Source organism: Lachnospira pectinoschiza (assembly GCF_020564355.1).
Taxonomy (GTDB): domain Bacteria; phylum Bacillota; class Clostridia; order Lachnospirales; family Lachnospiraceae; genus Lachnospira; species Lachnospira intestinalis.
In genome coordinates, this window is the sequence record NZ_JAJCRR010000003.1 from 434315 (window position 1) to 455497 (window position 21183).

Genomic DNA, 21183 nt, shown 5'->3' on the forward strand with positions numbered 1-21183 from the left:
ATTTGTTGACATTGGGCGGTAAGTGGAGTATAAAGTTTATATCGCTATTAACATACATTTATAATAGGAAGAAAATTTTTTGGAGGATGTAACGATGGAAAGTTACAAGTTTTTACTGGATTTGGCAGTGATACTGCTTTGTACAAAGGTATTGGGGCTGGCGACGAAGCGTGTACAGATGCCGCAGGTTGTCGGCTCATTGCTTGCCGGTCTTTTGTTAGGACCGTCTATGCTGGGGCTGCTTACGGAAACGGAGTTTTTAAGTAATGTAGCGGAGCTTGGCGTTATCGTACTGATGTTCTGCGCCGGACTGGAAACAGATATTAAAGAGCTGAAAAAGAGCGGAAAAGCTGCATTTGTTATTGCACTCTGTGGCGTTATCATGCCGATTATCGGTGGATTTGCCGTTGCATATTTCTTTAACAAGCCGGGTGTTATTGATTCGGATGCCTCATGCAGCGTTGTGCTTCAGAATGCATTTATCGGCGTTATACTGACGGCAACTTCTGTCAGCATTACGGTTGAAACCTTAAAGGAAATGGGCAAATTAAAAACTCATTCCGGCAACGCGATTTTAGGGGCTGCCATTATTGATGATATTTTAGGTATTGTGGCTCTGACAATTATTACAAGTCTTGCAGATGAATCGGTGAATGTAGCGGTTGTACTGTTAAAGGTTGTATTATTCTTTGTATTTGCAGGTGTTGTGGGTTTTGTATTTTACAAGTTTTATAAAAAATGGATTGAAAGCGCTGACCGCGGACGTCACAGACATGCCATCATAGCTTTTGTATTCTGCCTTTTAATGTCTTACGTGGCAGAAGCGTGGTTTGGTGTTGCGGATATTACAGGTGCATATATTGCAGGTCTGATTATTTCCAATACAGAGCGTTCTGAATTTATCCAGTCCCGTTTTGACACCCTTTCATTTTTACTGCTCTCACCGGTATTTTTTGCAAGTATCGGACTGAAGGTAGAACTGCCGAATATGACAGGAACGATTATTGCATTTACCGTTGTATTAGTTATTGTAGCGGTGTTGACCAAAGTTATTGGCTGCGGACTCGGTGCAAAGATATGCGGATACAAGCCGTATCAGTGTAAGCGCATCGGTGTCGGCATGATTTCACGAGGCGAGGTCGCCTTAATTGTAGCCAGCAAAGGTGCGGCACTCGGCATGATGGGCAGTGCCTTTATGGGACCGGTTGTTATCGTGGTTGTTATTACAACGATTATCACACCGATTTTGTTAAAAATAGTATTTAAGAAAGGTCCAAACAATTACATACCGGATTCAGAAAGCATTTCCACATATCATACAAAGATCAGCGATTTGAGAAAGAATCTGTTTGGATAGGTTAAAATAGAATGATTAGAAACTGCAGTCTGGAAGAAATTTCCGATGGAAAGTTATATAGTGAAAATGATATGGTAAAGACAGATACGAATCAGTGTCAGGGCTGCAATTCCGTATGCTGTCACGGCATGGGAGATTCGATTGTGTTAGACCCGTATGATATCTGCCGTCTGACAAGACAGCTTCAGATGCCGTTTGAAAGTCTGGTGGAGAAACATCTGGCGTTAAATGTCGTAGACGGCGTGATTCTACCGAATCTGAAAATGGCAGGGGAAAACGAAACCTGTACATTTTTAAATGAACAGCAGCGCTGCCGGATTCACGGTGCAAGACCGGGTATCTGCCGGTTGTTTCCGCTGGGAAGGTACTGGCAGGACGACACACATTTTCAGTATATCCTGCAAAAGGACGAGTGCCACAAGCACAATCTCACGAAAATCAAGGTGAAAAAGTGGCTGGATACGCCGGATTTAGAAGCGTATAACGCATTTCTTGTGACATGGCATGCTTTTTTAAAGGAAATTCAGGCGGCACAGCAGGGACTGGATGAAGGGCAGAACAGAATTTTAACAATGTATATTTTAAAAAGCTTCTTTGCACTGCCGTATGACGGACGCGATTTTTATGTGCAGTTTGAAGAACGCATGAAAAAAGCAAGACAGGATTTGGCAATGGACTAGCCGGAAAGAGAGGAAACATCAATGAAAATCGACTTGTTTCAAATCGGAAATTTTCATGTACGCGGATATGGCTTTATGATTGGACTGGGATTTCTTCTGGCGCTGGTGCTTGGCTGTAAGCGGGCAAAAAAGCTGGAGTTGAAAGACGAATCCGTGATTGATATCGCAATTCTTGCGATCATCGGCGGCTTCTTAGGCGCAAAGATTTTGTATGTGATTGTAAGCTTTAAGGATTTTTTAAAAGATCCGCTTGCGGTTTTGGGGTCTGAGGGCTTTGTTGTTTACGGTGGCATTATTGCGGGGGTGCTTGCGGCGTGGATTTACTGCAAAGTAAAAAAACTCGTATTTTTGGAGTATTTTGATTTAATCATGCCGGAAGTGGCACTTGCACAGGGCTTTGGCAGAATCGGCTGCTTTTTGGCAGGCTGCTGTTACGGACGGGAAACAACCGCCGCATGGGGTATTACATTTCCCGCAGACAGCATGGCGCCGACAGGCATAAAGCTTATTCCGACACAGCTTCTTTCAGCAGCAGGGGATTTTTTGATTGCCGCAATCCTGATATGGATTGCACACCGTTTTTTATATCAGCAGAAAAAGCTGATAACAGGCGATATCGGCAGTATTTATTTACTGCTGTACGGTATCGGAAGATTTCTGATTGAGTTTTTAAGAAATGATTACCGCGGGACGGTCGGATTTTTGTCCACCTCCCAGTTTATTTCCGTTTTTATCGTGGCGCTTGGGGTAACGCTGATGGTTTACCATAGAAAAAAGAATCCGGTAAAGTAAAAGAACAGGATACGGAGTAAAATTTCAAAGGAGAAAAGGGGTAGTGTATGAAAAGTGCAAAAAATGAATTAAAACAGTTTGTAGCCGGAGTTGTTATGTTGATTGTGGGGTTGTTTATTTTATCCCAGAAAGTGGTTGTATCGTCCGGCTGGTTCGGTTACGGCGGAACAATTATGCTTGGTGGTGTCCGTCTGAATTCGGGGATGATTATGATTCCGTTTATTATCGGTATTATATGGATGTTCGCAAGCGGAGCCTCTTTTGCATCGAAGTTGTTTACGGCATTGAGTGTCATTTTGATTGTAGCATCCATTATTTTAAATACAAATATTTACATGGTTTCAATATCAATGTATGAATGGGTTATTATGCTCGTGCTGATTTTTGGCGGAGCAGGATTTGTTGCAAAGGTCTTATTCTCCGATGCATATAAGGAAGAAAAGCATAAGGGGAAAAAGAAAGATGCAGCCGGTGAAGATTCAACACAGGATTCACTGGATGCGGAGATTGAACGCATGAAAAAAGGCTTAAAATAGGCAAAAAATAAAGATACTACTAAAAATACTACCAGGATTCGTCTATGGTAGTATTTTCATTTTCAGCCGGATTTGATAAATAAAAGGTGTAAACAAAATAAATCAACCGCCGCAGGAAGCGGCAGAAAGGAGAAAGTTATGGTTACAGTTGTATCTGTTCTTTCAGTTGTTGCAGCAATTTTTTGTATGGTATTTTTAAGTCAGGGGTCTTTTAGCATGATTGGATATTTTATAGACCTGCCGGGACTCATTTTTTTGGCACTGCTTGTAATTCCGGCTGTATGCATTTCGGGATTTGCAAAAGATTTTGGCAAAGGGCTTGCAATCTCTATGCACAAGAATTCGGAAGTTACATTATTACAGCTGAATAAAAGTATTGAAGCAGTAAAGCTGGTTCAAAAGCTGCTGATTTATGCAGGTGTATTTATCAGTCTGTTTTCATTTGTGGTTGTTGTACAGGTTATGCCGGATGCCGTGCAGTACAGTGCGCAGGAATATATGCAGGTTTTTGGCAATAATTTTGCAGTTGCAATTCTTCCATTGATGTATGCATTGGTATTCAGCCTGCTGTTACTGCCGGTATCAGCAGTATTACAGCGTAAAAAGATTGAATACATACAGAAGTAGCAAAAATGCCTGCGAAATGAGGATTCGTATGAAAAAATTTATTGTGAAATTTGCAACAGTGATACTGTATGTATTGATGGTGGCATATCTGTCAGGATTCAAAATCGGACTGCTGCTGGACTGGAAAGCGCTGGCAGCAGTGTTTTCCGGCAGTCTGCTGTTTTCAGTACCGGCAGTATTCAACGCGGAAAGCCGCAGCTCGTGGCGGGATATGGTCTGTAAAAATATTATTACAGCGGGATATATTGCAACGTTTTTGTTTTTATTTGCCCGCTTAAACCAGCCGAAAGGCTATGAAAATCTGCTCGCGGATATTGCACTGAACTGCCGTCCGCTGCTGTACAGCCTGATATTATATATCCTTTTAAAGCCCGAAAAGCCGGCGGAGGAAGATGAACCGGCGGGAGATATGACGGAGGAAAGTGAAAGTATACGGGAGGATTGTGAACCAGAGGGCAGTGTCCTACAAGAAAAGAATATGAAAAATATACAAAAAGAATATGCACAAAAGGAGGTCTTAAAAGAAAGTGCCATAGAGGTAAAGGAATCGACAGCCGGTAGATATGAAAGCGGTATCGGACAAAATACGGATAAGCGGGATAAAACGGCAGAACAGATTTATTATGCGTTCCGTAACAAAGGACTGACCCAGAGGGAGGCAGAGGTCGCAAGACTGGCATGTTCCGGGCGCTCTAATAAGGAAATTGCAGAAGAACTGGTCATTTCCGAAACGACAGTCAAAAAACATATGCAGCATATTTTTGAAAAACTGGAGATAGGGAGCCGGGAGGAACTGCGGAATATGTAAATAATGGTAAATAATAACAAGCGGTCAGTTCACCGTTGTCACTTGACTTGACTGACCGCTTGTTATTATTTCTGCTATACGGAATTGCTTTTTTTTGATAATATATATTAAAGATACAGTACATGTTTTAGGATATAAGAATGTCGGGTAGGTGATTTTGATGAAAGCAGATGAAGTGATATGTGAGGTTTCAAAGCTGTGCAGGGATTTTCAGGCAGATGAAGTGATTTTATATGGTTCAAGGGCAAAGGGGACAGCCAGAGAACGCAGTGATATTGATATAGCGGTGTCAGGAGTGGAATGTTTTGACGAACTTGTTGAAAAAATAGAAGAACTGCCGACACTTTACAGCGTGGATTTATTAAATATGGATACTTGCAGGAATGAATTGTTATTGGAGGATATTAAGCAATATGGACGAAAAATTTAGCAGACGTTTTAAATCTTTTTGTAATTCACTGGAGGCGTTGTCGGAGGCAAGGGAAAGAGATTTATCAGATTCTTTTGTATTAAGTGGGACAAGTGCTAAATTTAGTATAACATTTGATTTGTCATGGAAGGTTATGAAAGATATACTGGTGCAGTATTACGCGATAACAGGTTTTGTGGCAGGCTCGCCAAGGGAAGTCCTGCGGGAAGCTTTTAAGGCAAATTTAATTTCTGATGATGCATGGATGGATATGTTAAAAGTGAGAAATGAACTTGCGCATGATTATGATTGTGAAATTGTAAAAAAGCACTGCAATACAATTGTTGAAAAGTATATTGATTTGTTTTATGAGTTTGAGGAAGTCGTGAAAAAACTAGGGGATTAGAGGGAAAACAGGTATACAAATTATGAATATAAAACTTATAATATTTGATTTTGATGGAACGATAATGGATACCAAAAAGACGATTGTAGTTTCAAAACAGGAAACATTACGTCAGATGGGATTAGATGTGGCAGAAGAACAGGCTTGTGCCGATACAATTGGTATGTCAGCAAAAATAGGATTTCAGAAGTTATGTCCGGAATTGTCAGATGATATGATTGATTTATGTATGAAAAAATATCGTGAAATTTTTGATGAAACCAAGAAAACAATCCCGCCGTTATTATTTCCTAATATGATTGAAACATTAAACAGATTAAATGAAAAAGGTATTGTTTGCACAATTGCTACTTCAAGAGGACGAGATTCATTACTTGGTTTTCTTGAAAGCATGAACATTGCAAAATATTTTTCGTATTTGTTAGCAGCAGAAGATACTACTTTGCATAAGCCTAATGCAGAACCGGTAAAAAAGACATTAAATGAGTTGTCATATAATGCACAGGACACTTTAGTCGTTGGGGATATGCCATTTGATATACTTATGGGCAAAAATGCAGGTGTGTATACATGTGGAGTAACCTATGGGGTTTCAGGCAAAAATAGTTTGTTAGAGGCGGGAGCAGATTGGGTAATTGATGACATAAGCGAATTATTGGAAATTGTATAAGGAAAGTTTATTTTTTTATCGGCACGATTTCAGATATAGAATAAGTAAATGAATAATTACTTAATTTACAAACACTATTTATTTTATATAACAGAAAAAGTAAACGGAGAAACACACCATGTACTTATTAGCAGAAGTCTTTTTTTATGCCGGACAGCGAAGTAGTCTGCCGCAAGTGGGATACCGACCCGATGCCGTTTTTGATAACGCGGGAAATTACTGGGGAATTACATTTGTTGAATTGCAGGCTGACCGATTTGATGTTCCGATTCCGGCGATTATAAAATTTACATTTGAGGAGTATCATTATAGTGAGGTCAGTGTCGGAGCAACGTTTTCGATTATGGAGGGCGGACACAAGGTTGGTGTCGGAAAGATTATTGGAATGGACATTTAAAGGGGCGGGACAGCCAACACATGATATGAGATAGGGGGAAAAAATATGAAGAAGACAGCAGTAAAATTAAAACATACAGATTTTAATATGAAAGAACACGGTTTTGTGGGACACCTTGCAGAGCCGGAGCAGACCAACGGCAAAGCAGTCATTGTGATTATGGGCGGAGAGCAGAGCTTTCTTCCGGGGATTAAAATAGCAGAGCGGTTTGCGGATTATGGATTCACCGGCTTAGCCGTATCATTGTTTGGCGCAGAGGGGCTTCCGGACACGCCCGACAGATGTCCGCTGGAAATGAAAGGCTTCAAAATACTACAAAACAGAAAGCGTTTCGCACAAAGTTATGGGCATGTGGCTTGCGTATTATGAAGCTTATCAGGATAAGGCGGCGGAAGAAAAAGCACATTTAGAGATCAAAAAGACAAATGCAAGAATATTGATGATTGCGGGAGGTGCAGACGAAGCGTGGCCGGAGATTATACCGCATGATTCCGCTTGTCGGCATGATGTATAAAAGCTTTGGGAAACACAAAAAGGAATGTATGGCGGCGTTTGAACAGTCTGAAAAAGAAATAATAAACTGGTTAAGATAATAAGAATTGGCATGGCAAACTGCTATCCGCATGTACTGGCAGACCTTTGTGAAACCTTTGAAATAAAACCGTCTATTGTGAGGTGGTTGTTGAGAGGGAGATAGATTAGGCATATATAATGTTAATTATTAAAATTTCTGTACGAAAGGTAAAATTATATGATTACGATAAAAGAGTTCTATGGTGATGTTAAAGATATAGATGAGAGTGTTCTTGCAGTGAAATCAGATTGTTTATGGGAGAAAGGTTCACTATTGGATATAAAGAATCTGGTTACGCCACAGTTAGTTCATTTACATATTCTTGTTAATCTGATTGGAAATTGGAGATACGAAGGCTGGTGGTTTATAATGTGCGAAATGGTGCAATTTGTACCTTATATTGCTGAGACATTAAGCCAGGCAGGGGCAGAAGATATGAAAACAGCTTTTGAAAAGGTAATTGACTGCTTTCCCGGAGACACGAGATTTGAAGATTCAGAGGAATATTTTGATATTGTTAATTTTTTACAAAGCATGGCATATAAAGTAAAGAATGAAAGCTTGAAAACTATAACGCGGGAGGAGCGCAAAGCCAATATAAAAAAGCTGCAAAAGTGTGTAGACGAATTGGATGAGATAACCAGCAGGTATTGGGGCGATGATGCGCCTGGTCATGGGTGGAAACAGGCAATAGATTATATTGAATTGAACCGCTAGTATAAAATCAAAAATATATGTATTTATGGACGAAAAATCGCTTAGATATGCGATTAAAGCTCAAAGCATACGGAAAATTTGGAGGTTTTGTCCATTTTCCAGATGTAAAATCTGCCGAAACATGATGACACGTATGAACTGCACCGTCTGCTGGGAGCACTGTTATCCAAGGAACTTACAATAGATGAAAAACTAAACATAAATGGTTTTACTGTAGAGCAGATTGCATCTCAATTACCCTATCGACACATGCTGAACGTATGGCACAAATCAAGCTTTAAAGGTACGGGAGTAATCCTTTATTTATAAAAAATACCGCCAAAGAAATAGTCACCTTAAGCTGTCTGTTTCTTATGGCGGTTTTTGATTTTTTACCGGTATTTACAGAGGACAAAACAGTGTGCAATTAAAATTTTGTTGACAAATACCCCATTGGTGTATATAATTATCTGCGATATTAATACCCCACAGGGGTATATTTTAACCGGTAATATTAAAGGAAAATGAAACATGGGAATGGAAAGAAAAGTTCTTATTATCGATGGCATGACCTGTATTAACTGTCAGAATAAAATAGAGCAGGAATTAAAGAATACAGCAGGAATTTCTAAAGTGCAGGTTTCTTATAGCAAAGGACAGGCTGAAATAGAATTTAATCCGGAAATAGTGACATTAAACCGTATTGCTGCGATTATTGAGAAGCTGGATTATACAGTTATCGATAAAAAGCAGGCAGATTCTTTAAAATGGGTTAGAAGGATTGGAATACTGGCGGTTATTATTTTACTGTATTATCTGTTACAGCATTTTGGTATTTTAAATTTACTTGTTCCGTCAATGCTTGCCGATTCCCAAATGAGCTATGGCATGCTCTTTATTGTAGGGCTTTTAACATCCGTTCACTGTATAGCGATGTGCGGCGGGATTCATCTTTCACAGTGTATTCCTTCGAGGAACGCTGAGAATACAAGTTCATCCAGAATAAATGTCATCATGCCTTCGGTACTGTACAACGCAGGACGTGTAGTTTCGTATACGGCAGTCGGATTTGTGCTTGGCGGAGCAGGAATGATTCTGACAGGCGGTTCGGGCAGTGGAATGCCGCTGCTGTTACAGGGCATATTAAAAATAACAGCCGGATTATTTATGATGATAATGGGAATCAATATGCTGGGGATTTTTCCGGCATTGAGAAAGCTTCAAATCAGATTCCCGCGAAAGTCCGTCATAAAAATCAATCAGAAAAAAAGAACGGAAAAAAGACCGTTTGTTGTCGGACTGTTAAACGGTCTCATGCCATGCGGCCCGATGCAGTCCATGCAGATTATTGCACTCGGTTCGGGCAATCCCATATCGGGAGCACTGGCAATGCTGATGTTCAGCTTAGGCACGGTTCCGCTGATGCTGGGGCTTGGAAGCCTTGTATCGGCGCTTGGGAAAAAATACACGAAGCTTGTCATGCAGACAGGTGCGATACTGGTTGTGGTGCTCGGACTTGCAATGCTTTCACAGGGAGCGGGGCTGGCGGGTATCAGGCTGGATAGGATTTCTCAGGTATCTGACGGTGCAAAGGAATTGGATACGGCTGTGATTGCGCAGTCGGGGAACATTCAGTATGTGGAAAGCAATCTGGATTTCGGGACGTATCCTGAGATTACCGTTTATACGGGTATTCCGGTAAAATGGACGATAAATGTGCCGGAAGAAGTTATCAATGGCTGTAATTACAAAATGATAGTAAAGACCTACGGAATCACCCATGAATTTACACCGGGTAAAAATGTGATTGAGTTTACACCCGGCGAACCCGGCACGGTGCAGTATACCTGCTGGATGGGAATGATTTACGGAGAAATAAATGTTGTTGATAAACAAGGAGAATAAGGACATGAGAAAGAAAAAACTGATAAAACTGATACCGCTGGTGCTTGCAGTAACAGCGCTGACCGCCTGTGGAAATGCGGGTACAGAAGATAAAAGTGCAGGTTCTAAAAATACGGCGGCTCAAAGTACAGCTTCGACAGAAAACGCCGCAGCTGCGTCATACATAACGCCTGCCGTAGAAAACGGACAGTTAGCAATAGATATCGGTACACTGACAGAACATCCGTTATATGTAAATTATGATTCAAACGGAACCAATATACAGATGATTGCCGTAAATGCGTCTGACGGCTCAGCACGATTATCACTGAACACCTGTCAGACCTGCAATCCTTCTCCAAAAGCGTATTTCAAGAAGAGAAGCGGCAAATTAGTATGTCAGAACTGCGGAAATGTATTTAAAATGGACAGTGTAGGCGGCACTGCGGGCGGTTGTAATCCGATGAATATTCAATATACGGTTGCAGACGGGAAGATAACCGTAAATACGGCGGATTTAGACAGCCATGCAAAACTGTTTTCTTCATGGAGCGGTCCGGTAGAATAGAGTAAAATAGCGGTACGGTATATTTTTAAAATGAATATACCGTGCCGTTATTTTTATGATACAATACAGGTATGGTACAGAATTTTTTTAGAAGTTACAAAAAGAGGGGTGTGATAACGATGAAAATAAAACAGCAAAAGCAGATAAAAGCATTTTTAATTGAAGAATTCGGAAATAAAAAGGGATGTGCAGTATCTGACAGGCAGGAAAAAATGCTGGATACATTGATTCAGAATACAAAAAATAAATCCGAAAATCAGATGAAAACCCTTGCCCAGACGATACTTCCACGCATAGCGTTGCATAAGTGCTTGTCTGAGGAAGGCTTTTCAGAAGAAGATGTATATAAGTATATGAGAAAATATATGCTTGATAAAGTAGCAGCAAAAAAACACGCTTCAACGGCTAAAATGGAATTAGTACCGGGATTTTATGCCATTTACAGCAATATCTTTCTTAAAATTATGCGTACAACCGATTTGCAAGAAAGTACGCAGGCATATGGAAATGATTATTATGATGTTACGATTAAAAAATGCCTGTGGCACACCGCCTGCGTGGAAAACGGCTGTGAAAATCTGTGCCGCCTGTTCTGTGATGTCGATGATGTGACATACGGCGGCTTGAAAAAAATAGGTTTTACGCGGACAAAAACCTTAGGTTACGGCGGTGACTGCTGTGATTTTCATTTTTTCAAAAAATAAGCTCTTTTATAAAAACTTTTTTGTTTGACTTTTTTAAAAATCAGAAATATAATAGTCCTTGAACGAGTAGCAGACGAGCGTAAATCCAGTTTTGTTGCTCGTTTTTTTATTTTAAATCTATAACGCCATTAAAAAGTGTGTAGCTTATCAGCGTAAGTCCAGCTTATGCGGTAACTACACACTTTTTTTGTGCAAAAAAACAAAGAGGCAAATCCTCTGCTCCTGCAAAGGGCGCATGCTATGCAAGCTATTGGGCATAGCATACATAGCAGACATTTGCTTCGCAAACAAGGAGGACAAATCCTCTGCTCCTGCAAAGAGCAGTCGCATTTGCTTCGCAAACAAGGAGGATTAAAATGGCAGAAAGTAACAAAATGAAAGAAATTCCGGTAAATAAGCTTATGGTGCAGATGGGAATACCGATGATTTTATCCATGGCACTGCAGGCAGTCTACAATATTGTGGACAGTGCTTTTGTCGGCAATATGAAAGTGGGGAGTGAAGCGGCTTTGAATGCGCTGACACTGGTATTTCCGGTACAGATGCTTATGGTGGCAGTTGGAATCGGAACCGGTGTGGGAACGAATGCGCTTCTTGCAAGAACTCTTGGAGAGGGAAAAAAACAAAAAGCCGCGAAAGTCGCCGGAAACAGTCTGTTTTTAGGTGTGATAATTTGTGCGGTATGTCTGTTGTTTGGCATTTTTGGAGTGAAGGCATATATTTCATCACAGACGGCTGACACGGAAGTGATTGCAATGGGAACAAGTTATTTAAGAATATGCTGTGTGCTTTCTTTTGGAATTATTTTCTTTTCATTATTTGAAAAGCTGTTACAGGCAACAGGGCGTTCCCTTTATTCCACAATCGGACAGGTTGTGGGTGCTGTGGTCAATATTATTCTGGATCCGGTAATGATTTATGGTATCGGACCCGTTCCTGAAATGGGCGTAGAGGGCGCTGCGTATGCTACGGTAATCGGTCAGATTGTATCAGCAGGGTTGTTATTTATTTTTCATATGAAATTAAATAGGGAATTTGAACATGGAATAAAATTCATGAAACCGGATGGCAGAACGATTGCAGGAATCTATTCAATAGGTCTGCCTGCAATCATTGCACAGGCGCTGATGTCTGTCATGGTGTATGTCATGAATCTGATTTTGAAGTTCAGTCCTTCTGCACAGACTGCATACGGATTGTTTTATAAAGTCCAGCAGTTTGTATTGTTCTTAGCATTTGGTTTAAGAGATGCCATTACGCCAATCATAGCGTATGCATATGGAATGGGAAGTAAAAAACGAATCCGGGACGGAATCAAATATGGTCTGATATACACGACGGCACTGATGATTTTAGGGATTTTTATTACAGAAATTTTTCCGGCCGCATTTGCCACGCTGTTTAATGCGGGACAGTCAAGAACGTATTTTATCAGTGCAATGCGGATTATTTCAATCAGTTTTATTTTTGCGGGAATCAATGTCGCCTATCAGGGCATTTATCAGGCGTTGGACGGCGGTCTTGAATCGCTTGTGATTTCACTGCTTAGACAGCTTGTCATTATATTACCGCTAGCAGGAATTTTTTCAATTTTTGTAAAAAACGGAACAGCAGGCATTTCCCTGATTTGGTGGGCATTTCCGATAACAGAACTTGTTGCCTGTGCAGCAGGATATGCATTTTTAAAGAAAATCAGTAAGAATAGAGTGGAAAAATTAAGTTGAGGAGGAAGCAGCAATGGCAAAAAGAATTATTACAATCAGCAGAGAGTTTGGAAGCGGCGGACGTTTTATCGGTGAAGAAACAGCTAAAAAACCGGCATAGACTATTATGACAAAGATATTATCGGTCAGATTGCCGGACAGTCGGGGTTATCACAGGAGTATATCAGGGGAAGTTTGAACTGCTCCGGATTTTTGGGTTCACATACAGACAAATTTCATGTATAATAGAACTGCATGAAAGTGGGGGAAATCCGGCAAGTGTTTTCCCACAGCGTTGAAATCACGGCAGTGAAATGCCTGAGGAATGGAGATTAACATGGAAATTTATGAAATGATTGAATTAGAAGACTGTCCGAGATGTTTAGGACCTTCTATTTTAGAAGAAGAAAACAGCGGTTATTATGTCATGTGCATGGACTGCGGCTGCCAGTCGGCAACATTTGGCTTTAAAGACGATGCCGGAAGACTTGAGGCGGCAAAAAGAACAGCTGAACTGTGGAATGCCGGCAAGGTTATTTTCAATGGCTTTGGCGATTAAATTTGAAAAAGAAAAGGAGTAATGAACGCATGAAAAGTAAAGAAGAACTTTTTAATATGACTGTACTGGAATTAAAAGAATATGTGAATTCTTTATCAAACCCGGAAATTAAAGAAGTGGCAGAAATATTTGAAGACGATGAACATGAAAGAGACCCGCTGGAACTTCTTGCGGCACCGAAGCTGTTTGACTATATGAAATATGCTAATGGCACTGTGGATATTGATTTTAGCCTTTAATTTGACAATGAGGATTAATGTAAATGAAAATAGTAATTATAAATGGAAGTGCCAGAAAAGGCAATATTTTAACAGCAATCAATGCATTTATGAAAGGTGCTGCCGATAGAAATGCGATAGAAGTAATTCAGCCAGACAAATTGCATATCAGTCCATGTAAAGGCTGTGGTGTCTGTCAATGTCATAAAGGCTGTGTAGATAACGATGATACAAATCCTACAATAGATAAGATTGCTGCGGCAGATATGATTTTATTTGCAACACCAGTATATTGGTGGGGGATGTCCGCACAGTTAAAACAGGTTATTGACAAATGCTACTGTCGTGGAATGCAGTTGAAAGGGAAAAAGGCAGGTGTTATTGTAACGGGTGGTTCACCAGTAGATAATATACAGTATGAGTTAATCAGGAAACAGTTTGAATGTATGGCAGGTTATTTGTCGTGGGATATGCTGTTTCAAAAATCATATTATGCTACGGATAGAGATGAACTGGCTAAAAATACAGCGGCAATTGAAGAATTAGAAGATTTAGGGAAAAAGATTGGCTGACGGGTGTTTAAAACGAGAGGAAAATTCAAATTATGAAAAAACGTAAAGCAGCATTTATTTGTGTTCATAATTCGTGCAGAAGCCAGATTGCAGAAGCGTTTGGAAGACATCTGGCGGCTGATGTATTTGAAAGTTATTCAGCAGGAACGGAAACTAAGCCGCAGATTAATCAGGATGCGGTCCGCATTATGAAAGAATTATATGGAATAGACATGGAAGCGGAGGGACAGTATAGTAAGCTGATTGATGAGATTCCGGCTCCGGATACTGCCATTTCAATGGGCTGTAATGTAAGCTGTCCGTTTATTGGCAGACCATTCGATGATAACTGGGGACTGGACGACCCTACCGGAAAAAGTGATGAGGAATTCAGAAGAGTTATTGAAGAAATCAGAAAGAATATCCTTGCTTTAAAAGAAAAGCTGCAATAAAATCAAAAGCAGCCCTGACCGAAACTGCACAGCAGCGGCAGGGCTGTTTTTTCGTTATAGGAAATAGTATCTTATAAAACTTTCGATAAAAATTCTTTCAATCTCGGACTCTGTGGGTTTTCAAAAAATTCCTTTGGTGCATTTTCTTCGGTGATATTGCCGTCAGAAAAGAACATACAGCGGTTGGAAACTTCCTTTGCAAATCCCATTTCATGCGTAACAATTAACATTGTCATGCCGGACTGGGCAAGTTCTTTGATAATTGTTAAAACTTCGCCGACCATTTCCGGGTCAAGCGCAGAAGTCGGTTCGTCAAACAGCATGACTTCCGGATTCATTGCCAGCGCACGGGCAATTGCAACACGCTGTTTCTGTCCGCCGGAAAGCATGGCAGGATAGGTATCCGCTTTATCTTTTAAGCCGACACGCTCTAAGAGTTCATCAGCTTTTTTAGAAGCTTCTTCCTTTGTCATCAGCTTTAATTTGACCGGTGCAAGACAGATATTTTCACGGATGGTCATGTTCGGGAACAGATTAAAGTGCTGGAATACCATACCAATCTTTTCGCGGATCTGGTTGATGTTGACCGACTTATCGGTCAAATCCGTGCCGTGGAATAAAACGTGTCCGCCGGTCGGCATTTCCAGCATATTTAACGAACGTAAAAATGTGGATTTACCGCAGCCGGAAGGTCCGATGATGGCAATGACATCGCCTTTGCGGACGGTCGTATTGACATCATTTAAAACAACATGTTTGTCAAATGCCTTGTGCAGGTTTTTGACTTCGAGGAGAACATCTGATTTAGTTTCGCTCATTGCTTCTTAATCTCCTTTCCAGTTTCTTTACAAGTGCCGAAAGAATAACAACCAGTACAAGGTAAATAAATGCAACACCGAGTAATGGCAGGAAAGCATCATATGTAATGCTTCGGATAATATCACCGCCGCGGGTTAAATCGGTCAGTCCGATATAACCACTGATAGAGGTCTCTTTCAGTAACACGATAAATTCATTTGCAAGGGCAGGCAGTACATTTTTAAATGCCTGTGGCAGAATAACGCTAAGCATGGTCTGACGGTAGGTAAGGCCTAAGCTTCTTGCAGCTTCAAACTGTCCGTTGTCGATAGACATAATACCGGAACGGAAAATTTCGGCAACGTAAGCACCGGAGTTAATGCCGAATGCCAGAATTGCCACCAGCAGCTTGCTGATATTCATAGAGCCGAAAATAATATAGTAAATAATCAGCAGCTGTACCATACTTGGTGTACCACGGATAATGGTCAGGTAAACGGTGCAGATTGCATTTAAAATCTTTAAATTGCCGGTCTTATCATGGCTTGAACGGACAACGGCAACTAAAAAACCGATGACAATACCGATTAATGCGGCACAGGCTGCGATAATCAGTGTATTTTTCAGACCGGTCAGGATGAACTGATAACGGTTATCGGTTAAGAAGTCTGTTTTAAATTTTTCAGAAAGACTTGTACCGCCGGATACGGCATCGTTATTGCGCACAACAATAACCTGCTGTGAAGTGGTGTAAGAATCTGAAAAGTCAATATTTTTCTGACGTTCCGGTGTAACGGTCATACCTGCAATACCGACATCGGCTTTACCGGAAGATACGGCAGTGATGATGGAATCAAATTCCATATCCTCTACTTTTAAGGTCATTCCTAAAGTATCGCAGATTGCCGTGGCGACATCGACATCAATACCGACAATCGTGCCGTTTTCATAGTATTCATACGGCTGGAAATAAGCATTGGTAGCCATAACCAGTGTGCCGTTGGAACGGTTTACATTTTCAGGAGAGGTATACGGAGTTTGTCCGATATTTTCCCCGATGTAATTGTTTAAAATGGCATCAAGCGTGCCGTTGGCTTTTAATGTGTTTAAAGCGTCGTTGATAGAACTTGTCAGGGAAGAATTGCCTTTTGCAATTGCAATAGCGTAGTCTTCGTTAGCAAATTCTTCAGGGAGAATCATTAAGTCGCTGTTTGCGGCAACAAAAGACTGTGCCGGTTGTGCATCAATGACAACTGCATCAATCTTTCCCTGTTTTAATGCCTGAATGGCATCGTTTCCTTTGTTGAAACGTTCAACGGTTGTATTTGAACCGTCCGTTTCATAATCTGATACGAGCGTATCGCCGGTTGTACCAAGCTGGACACCGATTTTTTTGCCGGAAAGGTCGTCTACTGAAAAAACAGTGTTTTCAGCCTGCTTTTTGCCGCAGGAAGTAAACTGTAAAGACAGACCGATACAGAAAAAAATCAACAGCAGGCGAAATACGCGCCAAGCATGATTTTGTTTTGTACGTTGCATACTTTTATCCTTTCTTTGTCGATTTATTTTTTGACATTGTATCATATTATACACTGTAATTGAAAATGCTACAATCTGTATTTGTAAAAAAAATAAGATATGCTATACTAAAAATGCTGTTGGGGGCAAAAGCCTCCAATAATGATACCTGCGGATTGTTCCGTGCTGCGCACTCCCACAATCCTGCCCAATATTCGCATATCGCAGAACTATCGTCCTGCTTTTATGCTCATATTAGGGCGGGTCACAAGGTCATTCACCCACTTATGAGCAAGCTCATGTGGGTTTAGACCTTTTGACCCTGGTATCAAAGAAATTTAGAAAGAAGCAGGAAATGATGAAAATTAGAACACCCGAATATTATAAAGATTTTAAATGTATTGCAGGGGCATGTACGGATACGTGCTGTGCGGGCTGGGACGTGGATGTAGATGAAAAGTCGTATGACTATTACAAAACGGTTGCAGGAAGTTTCGGACAGCGCTTACAGTCGGTTATGGTGCCGGAGGAGGGCGGCGGCTGTACCTTTACGCTGCAAAACGGCAGATGCCCGTTTTTAAATGACAAGAACCTGTGTGATTTATTTATTGCACTGGGCGAAGATAAGCTGTGTGATACGTGCGCCGAATTTCCGCGGTTTATCAACGAATACGGCAGTGAGCGGGAAATCGGACTGGCGCCGTCCTGTAAAACAGCCGGCGAGCTGATGTTTAGCTATCAAAAGCCGCTGACATTTACGGTAGAAGAAACAGATGAAACCGTTTCTTCCTATAATAATATCGACCCGCAGTTATATTTTAAGCTGCGCCAGGCAAGGGTAACGGTGTATAATATCATCCGCAACAGGGCATTTTTAATAGAGGAGCGCTGTATGCTGTATCTGGATTTTGCAAAAAAACTGCAAAAGAAGCTGGATACCGACAGAGTGGATTTAATGGATTATGAAATACAGGCATACGCACAGGCGGATTATCTGCAAGACCGTTTAAAGGATTTGAAAAAGAAATACGGCGGAAAAAATCATACGGCATATGAAAATATCCCGCATTTTTTTGACTGCTTTGCCGGCATGGAAGTTATCAACCCGGACTGGTACGTCTGTCTTGAAAGAAACAGCAGATATTTTAAAAACTGTTGCGGTGCGGAGGACTATGAACGGGAGCTGTCTGAATTTGCGGCATATTATAAGGAGAAGGAATACGAATACGAGCAGCTGATGATGTATTATGTATACAGATATTTTTTGAATGCGGTCAATGACAGCGAAATTCTTTTAAAGGCGAAAATCGGTGTCATTGGATATCTCATTTTAAAACATCTGGATATGCAGTGCTGGCTTGAAAACGGGAAGACGTTGACCTTTACACAGCAGGTCGACCTGGCGCATTTGTATTCGCGCCAGTTTGAACATTCTTATACAAATTTTGAAGTGTATAACGGATATTTTAAGACGAAACGCAGATATGCGTGGAGCAGGCTTATGGAATATCTGGGTACAGGGTGTCCAGATACTCAATAAATGCGCGGGAGCATTCCGGCAGATAAGTGGAATTGTATGCAAGGACAACATCGGTTGCGATATCGCAGTTTTTAACCGGTCTGCATACAATTCCTTTTTTTTGAACCAGCGTGGCGGCAGACTGCGGGATAATACCGACCCCCATGCCCATTTCCACAAAATAAAGGGTCGTACGGGCATCGTCATTGATACAGAACCAGTTCGCACTCAGGTTCTTGTCCTCAAATTCTTTCCGCAAAAGGTGTTCCCAGCGGCGGTATACGATAAGCGGGAGCTTCGTAAGATCATCAAGCGTAATGGAAGAAGAACGGTCGTCGGCAAAAAATGATTCCTGCCCCACTGCAACCAGTGAATCCGTAAACAGCTTCTTGCAGGTCAGCGAGTCCGTGTGAAACGGCGTGCGCAGGAGTGCAAGGTGGATGGCATTGGTTTCAAACTGGGAAAGCAGGTGGTAGGTGTCTGCTTCATTAATTTCATAATGAATACCGGGATACTGCTTGGAAAAGCCGCACAGCCAGCCAAGCGCGTCCGAACCGATTAAGGAAGAAACAATACCGATACGCAGTACACCGTTAAAATGTCGTGCCGCATTCATGGTTTCCTGCTTTGCAACATTGCTTAACTGCAACAGTGAACGGCTGTAATTATAAAGGGTTTCTCCGGCTTCCGTCAGACGGATGGTACGCGAACCCCGCTCAAACAGCGTGCAGTCCAATTCAGCTTCTAGAAGCTTCATCTGACTGCTTAACGGCGGCTGTGACATAAACAGTTTCTTTGCCGCCCCCGAAATACTCCCTTCCTCCACAATCTTCACAAAATAAGAAAGCTGCTTCAAATCCATATCAAAAATCCTTCCTATATAAAAAACGTATATCACATATACATTATAAATATTTTCTGTATTGCTGTATTTATGATAAAATAACAAACGTATGAAATCAAGTCCTAAATCAGAACTGGTCCTATGATAATACAGGCGGTCTGGTGCGGATAGAAAAGGGGTAAAATATGAAGCGAATTTGGATGTATCTGAGTGCATACAAAAAAGAATGTGTCTTCGCGCCGTTGTTTAAAATGCTCGAAGCACTGTTTGAATTGTTTGTACCGCTTGTCGTATCGGCAATCATTGATACGGGTATCGGCAATGCGGATAAAGGTTACATTGTAAAAATGAGCCTGCTTTTAGTGACACTGGCAGTTATCGGGCTGACCTGTGCCATTACAGCACAGTATTTTGCGGCGAAAGCGGCAGTCGGCTGTGCGACCGGTATGCGCCATCATTTATTTAAGCATATCCAGAGCCTTTCCTTTACGGAAATGGACACCATCGGTACGTCAACACTGATTACACGTATGACAAGTGACATTAACCAGGTGCAAAACGGTGTCAATCTGGTACTGCGCCTGTTTTTGCGTTCACCGTTTATTGTATTCGGTGCAATGATTATGGCATTTACGATTGACGTCAAAGCGGCGCTTGTTTTTGTGGTAGCGATTCCGGTACTGGCAGTCATCGTTTTTGGCATTATGCTCTCCACAAGACCGCTTTACAAAAAAGTACAGGCGGGACTGGATAAGATTCTTGGCATTACAAGGGAAAACCTGACCGGTGTGCGTGTTGTACGTGCATTTAACAAGCAGGAAAATGAAATCAGAGAATTTAAACAGGCCAATGAACAGCTTAATCATTTACAGAAATTTGTCGGTAAGATTTCCGGACTGATGAATCCGCTGACCTATGTGGTTGTCAACATTTCCATTATCGCACTGATCTGGATTGGTGCGGTGCGTGTCAATGCGGGAACACTGACACAGGGACAGGTTGTGGCACTCTACAACTATATGTCACAGATTCTCGTTGAATTAATCAAGCTGGCAAACCTGATTATCAACATTACCAAGGCACTCGCCTGTGCGGGCAGAATTGAAAATGTATTTAGTATTAAGTCCAGTATGCAAAACGGCAGTACCACGGAAAGCACAGATACACAGGCTGCGGCAGTGGAATTTAAAAATGTATCCTTACGCTACAGCGGTGCGGGCGATGAATCGCTCACAGACATCAGCTTTACGGTAAAGAAAGGACAGACCATCGGTGTCATCGGCGGTACGGGCTCCGGAAAATCGTCCCTTGTCAATCTGATTCCGCGTTTTTATGACGTGACAAAGGGTGAGATTTATATTGACGGTGTCAACGTCAAAGACTACCGGATTGAAGTCTTACGAGAGAAAGTCGGCATTGTTTTGCAGAAAGCACAGCTTTTTAAAGGAACAATCCGTGACAATATCCGCTGGGGGAAAAAGGATGCGACCGATACGGAAATTATGGAAGCATTAGACATTGCACAGGCACGGGAATTTGTCGAGAAAAAAGACGGTAAACTTGATTCCTTTGTCGACCAGGGCGGTAAAAATTTATCAGGCGGACAGCGCCAGCGTTTAACGATTGCCCGTGCAGTCGTAAGAAAACCGGATATTTTGATTTTAGACGACAGTGCATCGGCACTCGATTATGCAACCGATGCGGCACTGCGCAAATCAATCCGTGAAATGAAAGATGCACCGACACTGTTTATCGTATCCCAGCGTGCGGCATCGCTTATGCACGCTGACCGGATTATCGTACTGGATGACGGAAATGTGGCAGGTATCGGAACACATGAAGAACTGCTTGAAAACTGCGAAGTATATCAGGAAATTTATTATTCACAGTTCCGGAAAGAAAAGGAGGCGTAA

At 41.4% G+C, this 21183-nt stretch carries 26 protein-coding genes and 1 pseudogene; 24 read left to right on the top strand and 3 right to left on the bottom strand.

Going from position 1 to position 21183, the window contains the following annotated elements; all coding sequences use genetic code 11:
- Positions 1–94: 94 nt before the first annotated feature.
- The 22 genes and pseudogenes from LI288_RS08160 (at position 95) to LI288_RS08265 (ending at position 14591) form a co-directional block, all read left to right on the top strand.
- Positions 95–1357, top strand: a complete 1263-nt coding sequence (locus tag LI288_RS08160; protein ID WP_227090044.1) for a cation:proton antiporter — start codon at positions 95–97, stop codon at positions 1355–1357.
- An 11-nt stretch (positions 1358–1368) separates the two neighbouring features.
- Complete coding sequence (locus tag LI288_RS08165; protein WP_022431978.1) at positions 1369–2037, top strand: YkgJ family cysteine cluster protein; 669 nt, start codon at positions 1369–1371, stop codon at positions 2035–2037.
- 21 nt (positions 2038–2058) lie between these two features.
- A complete protein-coding gene (locus tag LI288_RS08170) occupies positions 2059–2829 on the top strand; it encodes a prolipoprotein diacylglyceryl transferase (protein WP_227090045.1) in 771 nt (256 codons plus the stop codon).
- Between the two features lie 47 nt (positions 2830–2876).
- Positions 2877–3365 (top strand): hypothetical protein, encoded by a 489-nt coding sequence (locus LI288_RS08175; RefSeq protein WP_227090046.1) that lies wholly within the window; start codon positions 2877–2879, stop codon positions 3363–3365.
- Between the two features lie 138 nt (positions 3366–3503).
- Positions 3504–3992, top strand: a complete 489-nt coding sequence (locus LI288_RS08180) for a hypothetical protein (RefSeq protein ID WP_022431975.1) — start codon at positions 3504–3506, stop codon at positions 3990–3992.
- A 28-nt stretch (positions 3993–4020) separates the two neighbouring features.
- Entirely contained in the window at positions 4021–4800 is a 780-nt protein-coding gene (locus LI288_RS08185) for a response regulator transcription factor (RefSeq protein WP_227090047.1), read from the top strand.
- 160 nt (positions 4801–4960) lie between these two features.
- Entirely contained in the window at positions 4961–5230 is a 270-nt protein-coding gene (locus LI288_RS08190) for a nucleotidyltransferase family protein (RefSeq protein WP_227090048.1), read from the top strand.
- Positions 5214–5615: an HI0074 family nucleotidyltransferase substrate-binding subunit gene (locus tag LI288_RS08195; protein WP_227090049.1), complete on the top strand. Its 402-nt coding sequence runs from the start codon at positions 5214–5216 to the stop codon at positions 5613–5615. Before LI288_RS08190 ends, LI288_RS08195 begins: the two co-directional genes overlap by 17 nt.
- A gap of 22 nt (positions 5616–5637) precedes the next feature.
- On the top strand, positions 5638–6285 hold the full coding sequence (locus LI288_RS08200) for an HAD family hydrolase (protein ID WP_227090050.1): 648 nt from the start codon (positions 5638–5640) through the stop codon (positions 6283–6285).
- A 118-nt stretch (positions 6286–6403) separates the two neighbouring features.
- The gene (locus LI288_RS08205; protein WP_227090051.1) at positions 6404–6682 is read left to right on the top strand and encodes a hypothetical protein; all 279 of its coding nucleotides are present in this window, start codon (positions 6404–6406) and stop codon (positions 6680–6682) included.
- Positions 6683–6727: 45 nt separating this feature from the next.
- The gene (locus LI288_RS08210) at positions 6728–7051 is read left to right on the top strand and encodes a dienelactone hydrolase family protein (protein ID WP_227090052.1); all 324 of its coding nucleotides are present in this window, start codon (positions 6728–6730) and stop codon (positions 7049–7051) included.
- The gene (locus LI288_RS08215) at positions 7026–7196 is read left to right on the top strand and encodes a hypothetical protein (RefSeq protein WP_227090053.1); all 171 of its coding nucleotides are present in this window, start codon (positions 7026–7028) and stop codon (positions 7194–7196) included. The genes LI288_RS08210 and LI288_RS08215 overlap by 26 nt, the downstream gene beginning before the upstream one ends.
- 237 nt (positions 7197–7433) lie before the next feature.
- Positions 7434–7973 (top strand): hypothetical protein, encoded by a 540-nt coding sequence (locus LI288_RS08220; protein ID WP_227090054.1) that lies wholly within the window; start codon positions 7434–7436, stop codon positions 7971–7973.
- 510 nt (positions 7974–8483) lie between these two features.
- Complete coding sequence (locus tag LI288_RS08225) at positions 8484–9857, top strand: urease accessory protein UreH domain-containing protein (RefSeq protein ID WP_227090055.1); 1374 nt, start codon at positions 8484–8486, stop codon at positions 9855–9857.
- 4 nt (positions 9858–9861) lie between these two features.
- Positions 9862–10404 carry a DUF2318 domain-containing protein gene (locus tag LI288_RS08230; RefSeq protein ID WP_227090056.1) on the top strand — a complete coding sequence of 181 codons (543 nt, stop codon included), beginning with the start codon at positions 9862–9864 and terminating at the stop codon, positions 10402–10404.
- Positions 10405–10523: 119 nt separating this feature from the next.
- A complete protein-coding gene (locus tag LI288_RS08235; RefSeq protein ID WP_227090057.1) occupies positions 10524–11108 on the top strand; it encodes an L-2-amino-thiazoline-4-carboxylic acid hydrolase in 585 nt (194 codons plus the stop codon).
- A 356-nt stretch (positions 11109–11464) separates the two neighbouring features.
- Positions 11465–12832: an MATE family efflux transporter gene (locus tag LI288_RS08240; RefSeq protein ID WP_227090058.1), complete on the top strand. Its 1368-nt coding sequence runs from the start codon at positions 11465–11467 to the stop codon at positions 12830–12832.
- 13 nt (positions 12833–12845) lie between these two features.
- Positions 12846–13018: pseudogene (locus LI288_RS14610) on the top strand (cytidylate kinase family protein); the annotation flags it as partial.
- Positions 13019–13148: 130 nt separating this feature from the next.
- A complete protein-coding gene (locus LI288_RS08250; protein WP_227090059.1) occupies positions 13149–13370 on the top strand; it encodes a Lar family restriction alleviation protein in 222 nt (73 codons plus the stop codon).
- A 29-nt stretch (positions 13371–13399) separates the two neighbouring features.
- A complete protein-coding gene (locus LI288_RS08255) occupies positions 13400–13609 on the top strand; it encodes a hypothetical protein (protein WP_022431970.1) in 210 nt (69 codons plus the stop codon).
- 23 nt (positions 13610–13632) lie between these two features.
- On the top strand, positions 13633–14160 hold the full coding sequence (locus LI288_RS08260; protein WP_227090060.1) for a flavodoxin family protein: 528 nt from the start codon (positions 13633–13635) through the stop codon (positions 14158–14160).
- Between the two features lie 32 nt (positions 14161–14192).
- Positions 14193–14591 (top strand): arsenate reductase ArsC, encoded by a 399-nt coding sequence (locus LI288_RS08265; RefSeq protein ID WP_022431968.1) that lies wholly within the window; start codon positions 14193–14195, stop codon positions 14589–14591.
- 71 nt (positions 14592–14662) lie between these two features.
- Here LI288_RS08265 and LI288_RS08270 read toward each other — a convergent pair whose 3' ends face one another.
- Positions 14663–15409 carry an amino acid ABC transporter ATP-binding protein gene (locus LI288_RS08270; protein ID WP_227090061.1) on the bottom strand — a complete coding sequence of 249 codons (747 nt, stop codon included), beginning with the start codon at positions 15407–15409 and terminating at the stop codon, positions 14663–14665.
- On the bottom strand, positions 15396–16928 hold the full coding sequence (locus tag LI288_RS08275; protein WP_227090062.1) for an ABC transporter permease subunit: 1533 nt from the start codon (positions 16926–16928) through the stop codon (positions 15396–15398). Before LI288_RS08275 ends, LI288_RS08270 begins: the two co-directional genes overlap by 14 nt.
- Before the next feature lie 337 nt (positions 16929–17265).
- Between LI288_RS08275 and fliB the strand changes: the two genes are divergently transcribed.
- On the top strand, positions 17266–18447 hold the full coding sequence (fliB, locus tag LI288_RS08280) for a flagellin lysine-N-methylase (RefSeq protein WP_227090063.1): 1182 nt from the start codon (positions 17266–17268) through the stop codon (positions 18445–18447).
- Here fliB and LI288_RS08285 read toward each other — a convergent pair.
- Positions 18407–19288, bottom strand: coding sequence for a LysR family transcriptional regulator (locus LI288_RS08285; RefSeq protein WP_227090064.1), 882 nt, complete (start codon positions 19286–19288; stop codon positions 18407–18409). The two genes, fliB and LI288_RS08285, sit on opposite strands and share 41 nt — an antisense overlap.
- 167 nt (positions 19289–19455) lie before the next feature.
- On the opposite strand from LI288_RS08285, the gene LI288_RS08290 reads away from it, so the two are divergent.
- The gene (locus tag LI288_RS08290) at positions 19456–21183 is read left to right on the top strand and encodes an ABC transporter ATP-binding protein (protein ID WP_227090065.1); all 1728 of its coding nucleotides are present in this window, start codon (positions 19456–19458) and stop codon (positions 21181–21183) included.

Excerpts from the sequence above, each read along its gene's own strand:
- LI288_RS08160 (WP_227090044.1), top strand. The coding sequence starts at position 95 with ATGGAAAGTTACAAGTTTTTACTGGATTTGGCAGTGATACTGCTTTGT.
- LI288_RS08165 (WP_022431978.1), top strand. The coding sequence starts at position 1,369 with ATGATTAGAAACTGCAGTCTGGAAGAAATTTCCGATGGAAAGTTATAT.
- LI288_RS08170 (WP_227090045.1), top strand. The coding sequence starts at position 2,059 with ATGAAAATCGACTTGTTTCAAATCGGAAATTTTCATGTACGCGGATAT.
- LI288_RS08175 (WP_227090046.1), top strand. The coding sequence starts at position 2,877 with ATGAAAAGTGCAAAAAATGAATTAAAACAGTTTGTAGCCGGAGTTGTT.
- LI288_RS08180 (WP_022431975.1), top strand. The coding sequence starts at position 3,504 with ATGGTTACAGTTGTATCTGTTCTTTCAGTTGTTGCAGCAATTTTTTGT.
- LI288_RS08185 (WP_227090047.1), top strand. The coding sequence starts at position 4,021 with ATGAAAAAATTTATTGTGAAATTTGCAACAGTGATACTGTATGTATTG.
- LI288_RS08190 (WP_227090048.1), top strand. The coding sequence starts at position 4,961 with ATGAAAGCAGATGAAGTGATATGTGAGGTTTCAAAGCTGTGCAGGGAT.
- LI288_RS08195 (WP_227090049.1), top strand. The coding sequence starts at position 5,214 with ATGGACGAAAAATTTAGCAGACGTTTTAAATCTTTTTGTAATTCACTG.
- LI288_RS08200 (WP_227090050.1), top strand. The coding sequence starts at position 5,638 with ATGAATATAAAACTTATAATATTTGATTTTGATGGAACGATAATGGAT.
- LI288_RS08205 (WP_227090051.1), top strand. The coding sequence starts at position 6,404 with ATGTACTTATTAGCAGAAGTCTTTTTTTATGCCGGACAGCGAAGTAGT.
- LI288_RS08210 (WP_227090052.1), top strand. The coding sequence starts at position 6,728 with ATGAAGAAGACAGCAGTAAAATTAAAACATACAGATTTTAATATGAAA.
- LI288_RS08215 (WP_227090053.1), top strand. The coding sequence starts at position 7,026 with ATGGGCATGTGGCTTGCGTATTATGAAGCTTATCAGGATAAGGCGGCG.
- LI288_RS08220 (WP_227090054.1), top strand. The coding sequence starts at position 7,434 with ATGATTACGATAAAAGAGTTCTATGGTGATGTTAAAGATATAGATGAG.
- LI288_RS08225 (WP_227090055.1), top strand. The coding sequence starts at position 8,484 with ATGGGAATGGAAAGAAAAGTTCTTATTATCGATGGCATGACCTGTATT.
- LI288_RS08230 (WP_227090056.1), top strand. The coding sequence starts at position 9,862 with ATGAGAAAGAAAAAACTGATAAAACTGATACCGCTGGTGCTTGCAGTA.
- LI288_RS08235 (WP_227090057.1), top strand. The coding sequence starts at position 10,524 with ATGAAAATAAAACAGCAAAAGCAGATAAAAGCATTTTTAATTGAAGAA.
- LI288_RS08240 (WP_227090058.1), top strand. The coding sequence starts at position 11,465 with ATGGCAGAAAGTAACAAAATGAAAGAAATTCCGGTAAATAAGCTTATG.
- LI288_RS08250 (WP_227090059.1), top strand. The coding sequence starts at position 13,149 with ATGGAAATTTATGAAATGATTGAATTAGAAGACTGTCCGAGATGTTTA.
- LI288_RS08255 (WP_022431970.1), top strand. The coding sequence starts at position 13,400 with ATGAAAAGTAAAGAAGAACTTTTTAATATGACTGTACTGGAATTAAAA.
- LI288_RS08260 (WP_227090060.1), top strand. The coding sequence starts at position 13,633 with ATGAAAATAGTAATTATAAATGGAAGTGCCAGAAAAGGCAATATTTTA.
- LI288_RS08265 (WP_022431968.1), top strand. The coding sequence starts at position 14,193 with ATGAAAAAACGTAAAGCAGCATTTATTTGTGTTCATAATTCGTGCAGA.
- LI288_RS08270 (WP_227090061.1), bottom strand. The coding sequence starts at position 15,409 with ATGAGCGAAACTAAATCAGATGTTCTCCTCGAAGTCAAAAACCTGCAC.
- LI288_RS08275 (WP_227090062.1), bottom strand. The coding sequence starts at position 16,928 with ATGCAACGTACAAAACAAAATCATGCTTGGCGCGTATTTCGCCTGCTG.
- fliB (WP_227090063.1), top strand. The coding sequence starts at position 17,266 with ATGAAAATTAGAACACCCGAATATTATAAAGATTTTAAATGTATTGCA.
- LI288_RS08285 (WP_227090064.1), bottom strand. The coding sequence starts at position 19,288 with ATGGATTTGAAGCAGCTTTCTTATTTTGTGAAGATTGTGGAGGAAGGG.
- LI288_RS08290 (WP_227090065.1), top strand. The coding sequence starts at position 19,456 with ATGAAGCGAATTTGGATGTATCTGAGTGCATACAAAAAAGAATGTGTC.